We start from the raw sequence: 14,498 nt of genomic DNA, 5'->3' as shown, positions 1-14,498 counted from the left end.
GTATCTACTAAGCTATGTTGTAGGGATGCTCCGGGCATCAATGGCGTTGATGGCAGCCTCTAGCAAGCGAGGGCGTACCTTGAGCGAAATTAGTTTCTTATTGAGTCGTGTGGGATAGGTGCGGTTGGATAGGAATACATACACCATCTCCCGTTTGGGATCTATCCATACAGAGCAACCCGTAAAGCCGGTATGACCGAAGGTATCGGCAGAGGCATTGGAGGGGATCTGTGCGTTATTTTTGGTATTGTGGTCGAAGCCGAGAGCTCGTCTCCCCTGCCGTCCTAGAGTAGAAACGAACTGCTGTACCACTTTGTGAGGAAGTATCTCTTTCCCCCGATAGGAGCCATTGCAGCGGATCATCTCTGCCACCTGAGCCAAGTCTGTGGCGGTGGCGAATACCCCGGCATTGCCGGCTATCCCCCCCAATACGGCTGCCGACTCGTCGTCTACACTACCGCGCACAACGCCTCTAAGAGGACATTGAGCTTGTGTGGGAGCAATATCCCGTATATCAATGCCATGAGCAAGAGGATCGTAGGTGTAGTGCTCAAGGTGCATCGGCTTCGCTACCAATTGGGTAAGATAACTATCGAGCGAAGAGCCCGACACTCGCTCGGCAATCATCCCAAGTAGGATAAAACTCACATCGGAGTAGCGATATACCCCGGGCGTCTTGAGGGGTGTTTGTGCGATTTGTTGCAGCACGGTATCTCGGAACGATTGGTGGATAAACTGCCGACCAAAGCGCATCATGAAGCCGTTTCCCTTCTCGTCTCGTACCAGGTTAGCACGCCACTTGGCATTGGGGTCTACCCAGATGTTCTCGTCTATTTGTAGCCAATCCGGTCGGTACGAATAGGAGAAATAGGAGCCTGTAGTGAGGCTATTCGGGTCAATGAGCTGGAGGTAAAAGTTGATGGTGGGGGTGAGCCCGGCTTGGTGGAGCAATAGATCTTTGATGGAAATGGAGCCGACACGAGAATCTGCCATCTCCGAGAGGTACTTGTCTACCCTATCTGTCAGCTTTATTTTTCCTTTGCCTACGAGATCCATAATCAGCGGCGTAGTACCAAAAGCCTTGGTTACGGAGGCTATATCAAAGAGTGTATTCTCGGTAACACGAGGGGAACGATCCGACCCGTCTAGGGTACCAAAAGCTCGGTTGTAGACGGTCTCTCCCTTGTGGAGCACCACAACTTGGCAGCCGGGGAAGGCCTTTTTCCTAAGCGCATCCTCTACAATACTATCAAGCGAAGCAAAGGTGCGATTGGGTTTCCCCACCTCTACGGCTGCCGTAGATGGCACCTCTTTCTTGCCTTTGGGAGGGCGGCAAATCTCCAAATCATCGGGTTCTACATTGTAGTAACGAGCCACCACGGCACGCAATGCCTCTTCGTTCGACTCGTAGGCTACGGCTACCACCTTGGCCTTTTTGAGCGCAGAGTGCCAAGAGGGGAGCTGATAGGGAGAAGCAAAAAGAGTAAAAACGACGCGCGTCTTTGCGGAGAGCTGCTCCACCAGTTGGGCCAACGAGCTCGTATAGTTTGTATAGCAATTGACATAGACCAGAGAGCATTTCGAGAGTGCCTCCAAGGCCTCCGATGCCCTACCTTGGCTCTTATCTGCCAGCGTATAGTGCGCCTTAGGGGTAACCCCTATCTTGCGGAGCGCTGTGACAAATGCCGCCTTAGAGGATCCGTTAAGGTCTAGTACCCCTACCGAAGGATCGCCCTTACGGCTCTGGGGAATTAGGCCTGCCTCATCCCGCTCAATAGAGATGGATTGGTACCATAATTCATTGGCAAGATGGAGGGCTTTTGGGGTATTGAGGGAGGCATAAAAGGCGCCTCGGGATAGCTTAGGCAGCTGAGGTTGCTGCAACGACTGCCCCATCAGTGCCCACTTATAGAGGAGCACTTTGCGGCAATGCTGCTCTATTTGCTTGCGGGAGAGCACACCTTGCTGCACGGCTGCCAGTATCTCGGCATGAGCCTTTATGGGATCGGTGGGCCCCAAAAGGAGGTCGTTGCCGGCAAGTAGAGCCCGCACACTGATCGGGGTTGCCCCTCGTTGCTGCATCCCTTGCATCTGCATTCCATCGGTAAAGATAAGGCCCGAGAAGCCCATCTCTTGCTGCAGAAGTTGGGTTGTAATAGCGTAGCTAAGAGAGGCCGGAGTGCCCGACTTATCGAGGGCGGGGACGTTGAGATGCCCCACCATTATTCCGCCCAGACCGGCACGGAAGTAAGCGGCAAAGGGGGCTAATTCGGTCTTCTCCAGCTCCGAGCGAGAGCCCTTGATGGTGGGGAGCGTCTTGTGGGAGTCAAGGGCCGTATTGCCGTGCCCCGGGAAGTGCTTTGCCACGGAGAGCACCCGCCCCTCCTCCAGCCCACGCGAGTAGGCCAGGCTATAGTCAATTACATCTTGAGTCTTCTCGCCGAAACTTCGAGTGCCAATGACGGGGTTCTTCGGGTTATTGTTAACATCCACTACGGGAGCAAAGTTTACGTGTATGCCTACGGCTTTGCATTGCTCTGCCATACTCCGCCCCCACTCTGTGATGAGACCGAGATCTCGCACATTGGCCAGAGCTCGATTGCGTGGGTAACGAATGGTATTGGATAGGCGCATGGCAAGGCCCCACTCAGCGTCTGCAGTGATCAGCAAGGGGAGCTTTGCCTCTTTATTAAGGTGCTGCGTCATCAGCCATTGATCGTACACTTCTCCCTTTTGGAAGAGTATCCCCCCGGCATAGCACTTGGCTACAATACGCGCAGCCTCCGCCATCTGCGGGGTGCCACTAGAGGGGTATACAATAGGAATAATAAGCTGCCCAATCTGCTCCTCTAGGCTCATGCTGCGCATTCTCTCCTCTACTTCCCGCTCTCCGCCCCTTTGTGCGATATTGGATAATAGCGAAGGAGAATAAGCTACACGCTGAGCAAGCGAGCTGTTCTCACCCACAAACAAGGCAAGAGCAAATGCCAAGATGGTAATGATTCGTTGCCAATTCATAGGTGCAAAATTAGGCTGATTTTCCGACCTAGGCAAGAGGCTCAGCTCCGAGAGGTGCTCTCCTCCGGCTTATGCCTTGCGCCCGATCCTACAAAAAGCCCCCGAAACCTTGATTAAGCGGCAATTGGCTTTTCGGTTTCGAGGGCCCTAAAATGCGTTTCTAGGTAAAGGGTTCCCCTTCCTTTCAACCTTAAAATAGCCGCATTTCTTCGAGAAAAAGGGAAAATTAAAAGCGTATTAACCATTGTTTTTTAGAGTGATAAAAATACAGAAAACACCTTGCTATTCAACATTAAACATGCATCTTTGCAAAAGATTTTAAGCCATAAAGGGTTTTAATGGAAGAAGAAAGACTTGACTCTCCCGGCTATAAGGTGGTTCTATCCCACTCACACAAGCCTTTCGTGTTTATAAAGAGAACAAAAAAAATCAATCTTTGGACTACATGCATTCTAGGTTTGATTGTTCTCTTATCTCTCCCTATCACATCTTGTAAAAAGGATGCTCCACTCTTTACGCCTGAGGAGCGAGAAGAGGTAAATAAACTTGTGTTTTCCACCCATGGCATTGATTCTCTCACTCTTTTACAGAAAGAACTAGAAAGCGAAGGCAACCGACTCGGTAACATCGTTGCCCTAAAACAATTGGGGAACGAGCTACGCAGAGACTGCCGCTTTGAGGAGGCTCTGAGAGCCCACAGCAAGGGTCTGCAACAAGCAGAGCTTATAGGAGACACTCTCGAGTGGATACAAGCATTAAATAACATAGGTACCGACTACCGAAGAATGGGCGTACTCGATGCCGCTCAGGAATACCATTACAGTGCTTGGACGCTCAGTAAAGAGATGTCAGACTCCTCATATACCGCCCAGAAGAACCGTGTAACAGCTCTTAACGGACTAGGCAACATCTACATGACCCTAGGCAACTATCAACGGGCCGATAGTGCTCTGCGCCTAGCTCTTGAGGGCGAGCAAGCTTTAGGAAGTCCCGTAGGACAAGCGATTAACTACTCCAACCTTGGCTCCATCTTCGAGAAGAACGGAAAGCTTGACTCTGCATTTGTCTATTACCAAAAGTCAATGGCTCTAAATAAGGAGGTGAACAACCAACTCGGGATATCGCTCTGCCATACCTACCTTGGGGGCCTCTACGAAAAGCAATACGAGTACGACAAGGCTAAAGAAAGCTATACAGCAGCCTACAACTTAATGAAAGATTCGCCAGACGAGTGGCACGCTCTCAACTCTCTGATAGCCCTTGCCAGGCTTTCCCACACCTTAGGCGAAGAAGATAACGAACTAGAGTACCTCAGCAAAGCCAAAGCAATGGCCGAGCGTATCAAGTCCACTGAGCATCAAGCTGAGGTATATAATCTTTACTACGAGCACTACAAACACTCCGGAGACTTCCAATCCGCCCTCATTTCTTACGAACGAGCAAATGCCCTGCAGGATAGTCTGCTCGACATGGAGAAGGTAAACCGAATCCAAAACATAAGCCTAAAGATCGAGCGCGACCGCCAATCGGTGCATATGGGTCAGGCTCGGCAGAAGTTGGAGCAGGAGCGTAACATGCGCTATATTGGCTTTACCATCCTAGGATTCATACTACTTATCCTGGCAGGTCTCCTAGCAATGCTGTTCTACACCGGCCGGCTACGCCGTCGCAACCACTTAGCATTGAAAAGAATATCCACTCTACGCGAGCTGTTTTTCACCAATGTCACCCACGAATTCCGCACTCCGCTCACTGTTATACTTGGGCTGAGCCACGACCTCCAAGAGATGACTTTTACACCGGAGGAGGTAGGCGAAAAAGCAAAAGTAATGGAGCGCCAAGGCAAAGGTCTGCTTGCGCTCATCAATCAACTCCTCGACATCTCCAAGATCAAATCGTCGGTTGGGAACCCCGATTGGCGCTGCGGCAATATCACGGCTTTCCTTAATATGATTGCCGAAAGCTACCACGACTTTGCCATGAGCCGCAACATCGACCTACAATTCTTCGCAAAAGACGATGTAGAGATGGACTTTGTACCCGACTATGCGGTAAAGATAATGAACAACCTCCTCTCTAATGCTCTTAAGTTTACACCCGAGTACGGGAAGGTAAGTGTAACCGTATGGAGGGAAGACGAGCAGTTACGACTTGAGGTGGCAGACACCGGAGAAGGAATTGCGCCCGAGGCCCTGACCTACATCTTTGAGCCCTTCTATCAAGCGGGCAACGATACCCAGCACATCGGTACAGGTGTGGGGTTAGCTCTCGTAAAACAGATAATAGATGCCATAGAAGGCAAGATAGCCGTCGAAAGCACACAAGGCAAGGGTACTACATTCCGCCTCAGTATACCCATCCACAACTATTGCCAGCAGCGACTATCCAACGAAATCGAATACAATAAGCCCATACTTCACGAGGAGAAAGAGGCACTCAAAGACGCCATCGCCGAGGACAGTAGCTGTCACCTTCTCATTATCGAAGACAACACCGACATCGCAGCCTACATCGGATCTCAGTTTGGCAAGCACTGTACTATATCCTATGCCACCAATGGTATAGAGGGATTAGAAAAGGCTAAAGAACTCGTGCCCGACCTAATCATTACCGACCTAATGATGCCCAAGATGGATGGATTCGAACTATGCCGTCAGGTGCGCAGCGATGAGATTATCAACCATATTCCTATCGTGGTCATAACGGCCAAGATCTCAGAAAAGGAGCGGATCAACTGTATAGAATCCGGGGCTGATGCCTACCTCGCCAAGCCATTCAACGGAGATGAGTTACGTACTCGAGTAAACAAGCTTCTCGAGAGCCGACGCCTTTTGCAGGAGAAGTTCATGCAGACCATGATAGAGTCAAAAGGAAATCGTGAAGAGGAAGAAACGGCTCAACCCGATAGAAGCGACCTACGGTTCCTCACCAAGATAACGGACACCATCTACCTGCAACTTAACCGCCAAAAGGAGATCAACGTTTCGCTCCTCGCCTCCAATATGTGCATGAGTAATAGCCAGTTCTATCGTAAAGTAGTAGCTCTTACCGGGTATACGCCTGCCGCTTATATCCAACGTATCAAGATCAAAAAAGCGAAGACTCTACTAGAGGGGGATGCGGACCTCAGCTTCTCAGATATAGCCGATCAATGTGGATTCAACAACTACTCCAACTTTGTACGCGCCTTCAAAAACGTCTGCGGCATTACGCCATCCGACTACAAAAGGGGAAAGCATCCGAATCTGTAGACAAATATCTTCCTGTAGGCTACCTCTCCACTCTCCGTGGGCAGAAGAAAAGAGCTACGACGAAAAAACTCCACTCTCCGCACACCAAAAAAAGATACCTCGCCATGCGAGGAAAAAGTGTTGCCTAATTTCTAAAAAACTTTAGGGCAGAACTGTACTCCATTTCCGGGTAAAAAAAGAAATATTTCTCCATAAAAACCTATGGGGATTCTGCCCTATTTATTTTTCATTTCTCACCGGATTTTTCCACCCCCTGCACCCACTCGGTCTCACAACATAGATAATCCACTATCCATCAAGCTACTAAGACTCTATTAGCAAAGAGCAAGAAAGGAATATAAACTCAACTAAAAAGGGAAAAGAGGCCTCTTTGCTCAGTGATTAGTATCTTTGCCAAACAGTATAGGTAACTAGAGTAAACTAGATTATGAAAGCAACCCTACAGAGAGGTATTAAGCACACACTTTTTCTCCTCTCCCTCATTGCGACACTCTCTTTTTCGTGCGCACGGCTTTCTGCCCAAACGGCGAAAACCTACGTCCATATAGTACAAGAAAAAGAGACCGTATACTCGATCTCTCGTAGATACAAAGTATCTGAAGAGGATATATATAGGCTTAACCCCGGCTCTGAGTATGGTATTCGCATCGGAGAACACCTGCAAATCCCCTTGCCCCAGAAGGCTGATTCGGACAAAGCGCAAAAGCCATCTTCTACCACCGCCGGCACACAAGCCAACGAACACGTGGTGCAGAGTGGCGATACGCTCTACGCTATTGCTCGCCGGTATGGCACTACAGTACCTGCCCTCCTGAAACTCAATCCGGGTTTGGAAGCAGACCAGATTGCCGTAGGCAGAGTAATCAAGATTGCACCCTCCACCAGCGAAAACAAAACATCCCAAAAGCAGACTGCGCCCACCCAAGCTCGCCAGCAGACTCAGGCGAATAAGGCCCACATCGCCCTATTGCTGCCTATTGGCAAGAATGGACCGGCTCGTTACGTCCACTTCTACGAAGGCTTTTTGATGGGGATGCTAAAACTAAAAGAAAGAGGGATCTCCGCTCGTATCGACACCTATCATGCCGAAAACGAGCAAGCCATACAACAACTTATCGACGAAGGGAAGCTCGACCCTTGTAACATCATCATAGGGGGCCATACAGACGGCACTACCCGACTTCTGGGCCGCTACGTGGGTGGCAAAAATGCAATCTACGTCTCTCCCTTTATCGCCCAAAGCCACTCTAACCAGTACCCCAATACGGTATATCAGCTCAATCCAGACCAGAAGGACCTCTACCCCTATCTATCGCTTGCCTTTGCCGACAAGGCTCACGGCCGCAGAATTGTGTTTGTAGAGCACCCCTCGGGCAACCACATCCCCGTTATCAACGCCCTCAAAAAGCGTCTGGACAAAGAGAATGTTCCCTACAAAGTTTGTAGTTTCTACGATGCCAAAGCAGGCAATTGGGGCTTCGAAAAAGACAGCAAAGAGACCATCATTATGCTCAACGATGGGCGCCAAGAGCCGACACAGATGGTGATCAAATCCATCGAAAAGAGCTTTGGAAATGCCTCCAATATTCATCTTTTTGGGTATCCGGAGTGGCAATCATACGGACATGACTTCTGCAAGAAGATAGGCGCTTTGGGGAGCACCATTTACTCCTCGTTCTACTTCGACGAGACCAAAACAGAGAGCCTCCAGTTCGCTAAAGAGTACAATAAATGGTTCAACGGCTCTCGCCTCGATGGCTACCCCAAGTATGCTGTTTTGGGCTACGACGTTGCCTCCTACTTTGTACAAGCATGGACGGGATACGCCATGCAGATTCCACAAGCCTTCGGAGAGATCCCTCACGATGGGTTGCAGAGCGACTTTGTATTCCGCAAAGCAGATGGCGAAAGTCACTTCACAAGTGTGGGGCTTTTCTTCATCAACTACTCTGCCAGTGGGGTGGGTACACGACACAACGTAATCTTCTAACCCCCAATCCAAGAGCCGAGATATGTCTCTATTTCGCACCATCCGAATCGGGCTCATTGCCCTAGGTTCATTTTTTTCGCTCTCCGCTCAGACCGACGCCCCGAGCATTGTAGCCCCCTCACTACACCTGGGAGGCTCTTTGGGGATGACCCTATCCCAGGTAGCTTTTATGCCCAACGTACTACAGGGCATCTGCCTGGGTCCAACCGTAGGGGTCTCGGCATCGGTGGAGAATAGCCCCTACACAGCTATATCACTCGAGCTTAACTATGCACTGCGGGGGTGGACCGAGCAATTCTCGGAGTCACGTGCAGGCATAGCCTATACCCGCCGTTTGCACATGATCGAGATGCCTCTTCTGTGCCAACTCTTCTACCCCATAGGCAAGGTGCGTCTAGGGATTAAAGCGGGGCCTAAGATCGGTTATATGCTTGGGGAGAAAAGCTATACCAAAGGCGATACATTCACCACGAGCGAAAGACAACGGCACTCTTTGTCAGTCGCACACCGCTTTGCATGGGGAGTGACTGGTGGGCCTCTTGTTGCGCTCACGATCGGCCGACAACGCATCGAACTAGAGGGGCGTTTTTACTACGGATTCAACGATATTTTTAATACCACGGTATCCGATCCCTACAGCAAAGCCAGCGAAATGGCCGGTGTTGCCAAGGTCACTTATTTATTCAGAGTACTCTAAACAAGGAAATTTTCTCACATAATGAAACAAAACATACTGCACTCGTTGCTCCTCGGCGCTACGGCATTTGGGGCAATGGTTATAACCCTCGCCTCACCCCCTTTGGCCCATGCACAAGAGCCGGTCGCATCAGACTCTATCTACCAACAGCAAGAGAAGGCTTCCCAAACAGAGGCAGAAGCGCAAGCCGGAGAGGACTCTTCTCTACCAAAGGTACTCTACCGCTCTTGGCTTGCCGGGTGGTTTTCCATGCGTCCCTCCACACGTCCGGCACTGCTGGAGCCGAAGCACAAGAGCCTTCTAGAGCCCCTCGCTCTTACCCATATGGCGGCAAGCAACCCGCTCAAGCAACCCATGGGACTACAATCAATGGTGGATGGGTATAACCTCGACGAGGCACTCTTTCAGCAAATCCAATCTTGCTACCCGCAGATCTTCCGTGAGACCCACACAGATCTAGAGGCACACCGCATCACCGAAGAGACGATTGCAGCAGCCGGTGTAGCCATTGGCGAAACCCCTACCATCGGAGTTTTGGACAAAGACCCCTTATCGGGGCTGAGACGTTTTATGGCTCCCCGTAAGTATTGGACGCCGGGATGGAATAGTGTTATTCAGTTCTCTCAAAACTATATCTCCGGCAATTGGCACAAAGGGGGGAGTAGCAACCTCAATCTTTATACCCGTCAGCATTTCAAACTCGACTATAAAAGGGATAAACTCTCCTGGAATAATGAGCTAGAGTGGCGGTTAAGTATCTTCACCAGCCCCTCGGACCAAGTGAGCCGTTACCGCGTAGCGGACGACCTGATCCGCCTCCATAGCAACCTGGGGGTCCAGGCTGTACAGAATCTTTTCTACACCCTAGATGCCGAAGTGCGCACCCAAGTCTTTACCATGAGACTAGAAAATAAAACAGACATTCTGAGTGCTCCCCTCTCTCCTGTTGTTGCCACATTTGGTCTCGGTCTCAAGTATGTCTATGACTACAAGTCGAGTACGCACTATGGTCGTAAGGCTCGCTTCGAAGTCAATCTAGCCCCTATCGCTTACGACTTCCGCTGGACGCAGCGCCACGATATAGACCTAGCTCGCCACGGCTTTAAGGACGGAAAGACGCTCTACTCGGCTATTGGCTCGATGCTTCGTGCCGACCTCACTTGGGACTTCTCAGATACCTTCCGTTGGCAATCTCGCTTCTACTACAATACAAGTTACAAGCGTATCGAAACAGAATGGGAGAACGCCCTCATCTTTGCCTTCTCCAAGTTTTTCTCAACGCGAGTGAATCTACAACTTCGCTTCGATGATGCCGCATCCCACGGCCCCGATCTACTATCTCGCATACAGATAAATCAGCTTTTAAGCTTTGGCTTCGAGATGAACATCTAATTGCCCACCTCTCGCTACCAGACGAAGGCTATTACTCCCATAGGGTAGCGGGGGTTAGTCGGTATTTGTGTGTACTTTTGTAAGACGTATTGGACTTAGCAGAAGATGAAGATGGCCCCTCCCAAGCGGATGTACACGTACATAATCCAGCAGTTTATACCCCTGCTGGCTATGACTTTCGTGATCTGCTGGTTTGTTGTACTGATGCAAATGCTTTGGTCTCGTGCCGACGAAATCGTGGGGCGAGGGCTCGACACTTGGGTGCTTTTCCAGTTGCTTTTCCATGCCGCCGTAATGGCACTTCCCACGGCAACTCCGCTAGGGATTTTGCTCGCCTCCGTAATGACCTTTGGGGGCTTGGGCGAGCGTCTCGAGCTACTTGCCATGAAAAGTGCGGGCGTCCCCCTATATCGCATCATGTCTCCCCTCTTCGTGGTGGGGGTTACTATCGGGGTAGCCCTTTTTGTCTACCTCAATACGGCCATGATGGATGCCCAAGTCAAGTTCTTCCAGATCATCTTTTCGGCACAGCAATCACGCCCCGATTTGGAAATTCCCCAAGGGGTTTTCTACAACCAAATACCCGGGTATAGTCTATTTGTCAAGAAAAAAGATCATGAAAATCGCACCCTACACGAGCTCATGATCTATGATTTCTCCAGAGGTAGCGGCCAACCACGGATCGTATTGGCAGACTCGGGGAAACTACAAATGGACGCCACCAAGACCTTCCTTACCCTCGATCTCTACAAAGGCGAGAGCTTTGAACAACTCTCTCAAGGCTCATTCTTCGAAGGCTCCGGCAACGCCGCCTCCTACGATAGTGACCTACCGGCCTCTTACCTCAAGGAGCATTTCTCACACAAACGCATTGTTATTTGGTTCGATACGAACTTCAAGATGATCGACGACGAGGGGCTGCGTAGCCAATTCGTGGGGAAGAACCTTTTGCAACTCAACCGCTACATCCGGGACACTGCCATATATCACCTCGACAGCGTAGGGCGCAACAATGCCCGAGAAGCCCTCTCGGGGTCGCTAGCCGACAGGTACACCCAAACCAGCATCCGCCCCCTCGATTCCTCCCCGGAGGCAAAGCAACACCTAAAAGCCTTGGAGCAAGGAGCCAAGCATCAGACAATAACGCTCGATAGTCTCTACCGCATGGCAAGCCCCGAGCAGCTACAACTCTCGCTCACGACCGCCTCCGAGAAGTTGCGCAACATGTCTGAGCTTGCCACTTTCTGGGATGGAGCCTATCAAGCCGAGGCATACAACTTCCGCTCGCACAGCCAAGAGCGCCACCGCAAGTTCACCTTCCCCGTAGCCTGCATTGTCTTCTTTTTCATCGGAGCTCCCCTAGGGGCTCTCATCCGAAAAGGGGGCATCGGGATGCCCATGGTCGCTAGCATCCTGCTTTTTGTGGTCTACTACATGATCGATACGTTGGGCTTCAACCTGAGCTATAACGGCACCTGGCCCACGTGGTTGGGGATGTGGTTCTCTACCTTTATACTCCTGCCCATTGGAGCCTTCCTCACCTACGAAGCCTCTCGAGACTCCGTGGCTCTCAACCTCGACGAGCTTATATTCCGACTCAAAAAGTTCCTGCGTCCGGAGCGCATTCGCAATATCGTTCCCAAAGAACTTATCCTCGATTATGTCCCCAACGAAGAGGCAAGAATCCTCATCTCAACGGCTCAAAAGAGCATGCACGAGGTGGCTAAGAACCCATTCGTCACCCATCGCCGTATCGGGTTTGCTACCCTAACCCAACTCAATAGAGCCTATAGTGATACCTCTCAGAGCCTCGATCGCTTGGTCAATCGCCTCGTGGATACCGACAATAGATTGGTCCTTGCCAAACTTATGGACCTACCACAATTGCCCGCTATTTTCGCGCCTCTACTCCCCAAGAAAAAAGTGATATATATTGCTTTATTGGGCATCTTACCCTTATCTTTGCCTTACGTTTGGTATTTATTAAGGCGACGCAAGGTGCTCTTGGAGCAGTGGGAGCTATGCAGGCGAACCCTGGACGAACTTGCCAATATATACGAAACCACAAATAAAGAAGAGTAATAAACCACATCTATGGATAGCTATAAATTGAATACAATTGAGGAGGCTCTCGCAGACTTTAAGGAAGGTAAGTTTGTGATTGTAGTGGACGACGAAGATCGCGAAAACGAAGGCGACTTCATCACCGCCGCCGAAACCATAACCCCCGAAAAGGTAAACTTTATGATGCGTTACGGACGGGGGGTGCTCTGCACACCTATCAGCGAAGAGGTGGCCTCGCGTCTTGAGCTCGACATGCAGGTGCACGACAATACAAGCCTACACGAGACTCCCTTCACCGTTACAGTAGACCTTATTGGGCACGGCTGCACTACGGGCGTTTCGATGTACGACAGAGCGCAGACGATCCTAGCTCTAGCCGACCCCAAGACTCAACCTACAGATTTGGCTCGCCCCGGGCATGTCAATCCGCTTCGTGCGCGCTCCCGTGGGGTACTTCGCCGTGCCGGGCATACCGAGGCTGCCATAGACCTCGCTCGCCTCTCGGGCATGCAACCTGTAGCAGCCCTCATAGAAATCATCAACGAAGATGGTACAATGGCTCGTCTCCCTCAGCTCGTGGAGGTAGCAAAGCAATGGGACATGAAGATCATTACCATCAAAGATCTCATCGCCTACCGCCTGCAAAAGGAGTCGCTCGTGGAGCGTGGAGTGGAAGTACATATGCCCACGGAGTATGGCGACTTCCGTCTCATCCCATTCCGTCAGAAGTCCAATGGCATGGAGCACGTTGCCCTATTCAAAGGCGAGTGGAGCAAAGACGAGCCGATACTCGTGCGTATGCATTCTTCGTGCGCTACGGGCGACATATTTGGTTCTAGGCGTTGCGACTGTGGCGATCAACTCCATCGTGCTATGCAACTTATAGAGAAGGAGGGAAAAGGAATGGTCGTGTACCTCAACCAAGAGGGGCGTGGTATTGGGCTCATGGAGAAGATGAAAGCCTACAAACTCCAAGAGGACGGAATGGATACCGTTGATGCCAACCTGCACCTCGGGCACGCTGCCGACGAGCGCGACTATGGCGTGGGAGCCCAGATCTTGCGCGAGCTAGGGGTAGGTAAGATGCGCCTTATCACCAACAACCCCGTTAAGCGTGTAGGCATCGAGAGCTACGGCCTAGAGGTAGTAGAAAATGTACCCATTGAGATCGAGCCCAACCCCTACAATGCAACCTATCTTCGCACCAAAAAGGAGCGAATGGGGCACAAATTGCATAACATAAAGTAAGCAAAGACAACTCTATAAACACCGTTTTAAAATATCAACGTTATGCGCAAACTAATCATCACTCTCGCTACAATGGTAGCAGCGGTTGCCATGTTGCATGCTCAAAAGGAGGATATTCGTCTGAAGCTTCAACCCGGACAAAAGATCCCCCTCCGCTACCAACAAATCATGGATCAAGAGGTAACATTTGGTGGGCAGACCATGAAATCGAAGACAACGATTCGCACCGAGTTTGCTTTCTCTGTCGTATCTCTCAAGGGAGAAAACCTCATTATTGATGTGATCGTCAACCGCACAGACCTAGACGTAAAGAGCGACCAAGGCAACATTACGGCTAGCTCTACCGATAGCGAAGACACGCAATACAACAAGGACTTAAAGGCCATTGCCGGCAAGGTAATACAAGCAGAAGTAACCCCTTACTTCGAGCTTGTTGGAGAGCCTAAAGCCCTAGACGCTAGCGTCTCTCCCGAGGTAGCTAAGAAGGTATTCGAGGCTGTTTCGAGCACCCTCTCCGGTCTCTATCCCAAGCACCCCGTAGCCCAAGGCGACTCTTGGGAGACTATGGTATTCAATGACAACAAGGCCAAGTCTACCCTTACCCTTATAGGTGACAACTCCTACGTAATCGACTCAAAACTCAACACCGAGCAGTCTATGCAGGGGATCACACTCTCGGGAACCGGTCTCTTCAACTACGAGATCCACAAAGCCACAGGGGCTCCTATCTATGGCCTTCTTACGCTCCCGCTATCGGGCTCTATGGCTGCACAAGGCACCATGGTAAACGTGAAAATCAACATTACGAGTAGCTTCGAATTCATGCAGTAAGCACCCG

At 50.6% G+C, this 14,498-nt stretch carries 8 protein-coding genes; 7 read left to right on the top strand and 1 reads right to left on the bottom strand.

The genetic code is table 11. The features are described 5' to 3' along the window. Positions 1–12: 12 nt before the first annotated feature. Positions 13–3,018, bottom strand: a complete 3,006-nt coding sequence (locus tag Q0090_RS03445; RefSeq protein ID WP_297947473.1) for a glycoside hydrolase family 3 N-terminal domain-containing protein — start codon at positions 3,016–3,018, stop codon at positions 13–15. A gap of 458 nt (positions 3,019–3,476) precedes the next feature. Between Q0090_RS03445 and Q0090_RS03440 the strand changes: the two genes are divergently transcribed. The 7 genes from Q0090_RS03440 to Q0090_RS03410 all read left to right on the top strand — a co-directional run bounded on the left by Q0090_RS03440 (position 3,477) and on the right by Q0090_RS03410 (position 14,491). Next, the gene (locus tag Q0090_RS03440) at positions 3,477–6,269 is read left to right on the top strand and encodes an ATP-binding protein (RefSeq protein ID WP_366136251.1); all 2,793 of its coding nucleotides are present in this window, start codon (positions 3,477–3,479) and stop codon (positions 6,267–6,269) included. 427 nt (positions 6,270–6,696) lie between these two features. Beyond that, a complete protein-coding gene (locus Q0090_RS03435; RefSeq protein ID WP_297947469.1) occupies positions 6,697–8,259 on the top strand; it encodes a LysM peptidoglycan-binding domain-containing protein in 1,563 nt (520 codons plus the stop codon). A 22-nt stretch (positions 8,260–8,281) separates the two neighbouring features. Continuing rightward, complete coding sequence (locus Q0090_RS03430; RefSeq protein WP_297947467.1) at positions 8,282–8,956, top strand: porin family protein; 675 nt, start codon at positions 8,282–8,284, stop codon at positions 8,954–8,956. Positions 8,957–8,977: 21 nt separating this feature from the next. Beyond that, positions 8,978–10,348 (top strand): DUF3078 domain-containing protein, encoded by a 1,371-nt coding sequence (locus Q0090_RS03425; RefSeq protein WP_297947465.1) that lies wholly within the window; start codon positions 8,978–8,980, stop codon positions 10,346–10,348. Positions 10,349–10,453: 105 nt separating this feature from the next. Next, positions 10,454–12,430 carry an LptF/LptG family permease gene (locus Q0090_RS03420; protein ID WP_297947463.1) on the top strand — a complete coding sequence of 659 codons (1,977 nt, stop codon included), beginning with the start codon at positions 10,454–10,456 and terminating at the stop codon, positions 12,428–12,430. 12 nt (positions 12,431–12,442) lie between these two features. After that, entirely contained in the window at positions 12,443–13,660 is a 1,218-nt protein-coding gene (locus tag Q0090_RS03415) for a bifunctional 3,4-dihydroxy-2-butanone-4-phosphate synthase/GTP cyclohydrolase II (protein ID WP_297947461.1), read from the top strand. A gap of 42 nt (positions 13,661–13,702) precedes the next feature. Continuing rightward, a complete protein-coding gene (locus Q0090_RS03410; protein ID WP_297947459.1) occupies positions 13,703–14,491 on the top strand; it encodes a hypothetical protein in 789 nt (262 codons plus the stop codon). The last annotated feature ends 7 nt before the right edge of the window (positions 14,492–14,498 follow it).

Origin of the sequence: uncultured Porphyromonas sp., from assembly GCF_938023125.1 — a bacterium.
In the GTDB taxonomy this organism is placed as follows: Bacteria; Bacteroidota; Bacteroidia; order Bacteroidales; family Porphyromonadaceae; genus Porphyromonas.
The sequence above is the reverse complement of the archived record's forward strand: the minus strand, read 5'-3'. Positions and strand labels throughout refer to the sequence as shown.

What these genes read in the sequence shown, in the direction of transcription:
- Q0090_RS03445 (WP_297947473.1), bottom strand. Translation starts at nt 3,018, where the DNA reads ATGAATTGGCAACGAATCATTACCATCTTGGCATTTGCTCTTGCCTTG.
- Q0090_RS03435 (WP_297947469.1), top strand. Translation starts at nt 6,697, where the DNA reads ATGAAAGCAACCCTACAGAGAGGTATTAAGCACACACTTTTTCTCCTC.
- Q0090_RS03430 (WP_297947467.1), top strand. Translation starts at nt 8,282, where the DNA reads ATGTCTCTATTTCGCACCATCCGAATCGGGCTCATTGCCCTAGGTTCA.
- Q0090_RS03425 (WP_297947465.1), top strand. Translation starts at nt 8,978, where the DNA reads ATGAAACAAAACATACTGCACTCGTTGCTCCTCGGCGCTACGGCATTT.
- Q0090_RS03420 (WP_297947463.1), top strand. Translation starts at nt 10,454, where the DNA reads ATGAAGATGGCCCCTCCCAAGCGGATGTACACGTACATAATCCAGCAG.
- Q0090_RS03415 (WP_297947461.1), top strand. Translation starts at nt 12,443, where the DNA reads ATGGATAGCTATAAATTGAATACAATTGAGGAGGCTCTCGCAGACTTT.
- Q0090_RS03410 (WP_297947459.1), top strand. Translation starts at nt 13,703, where the DNA reads ATGCGCAAACTAATCATCACTCTCGCTACAATGGTAGCAGCGGTTGCC.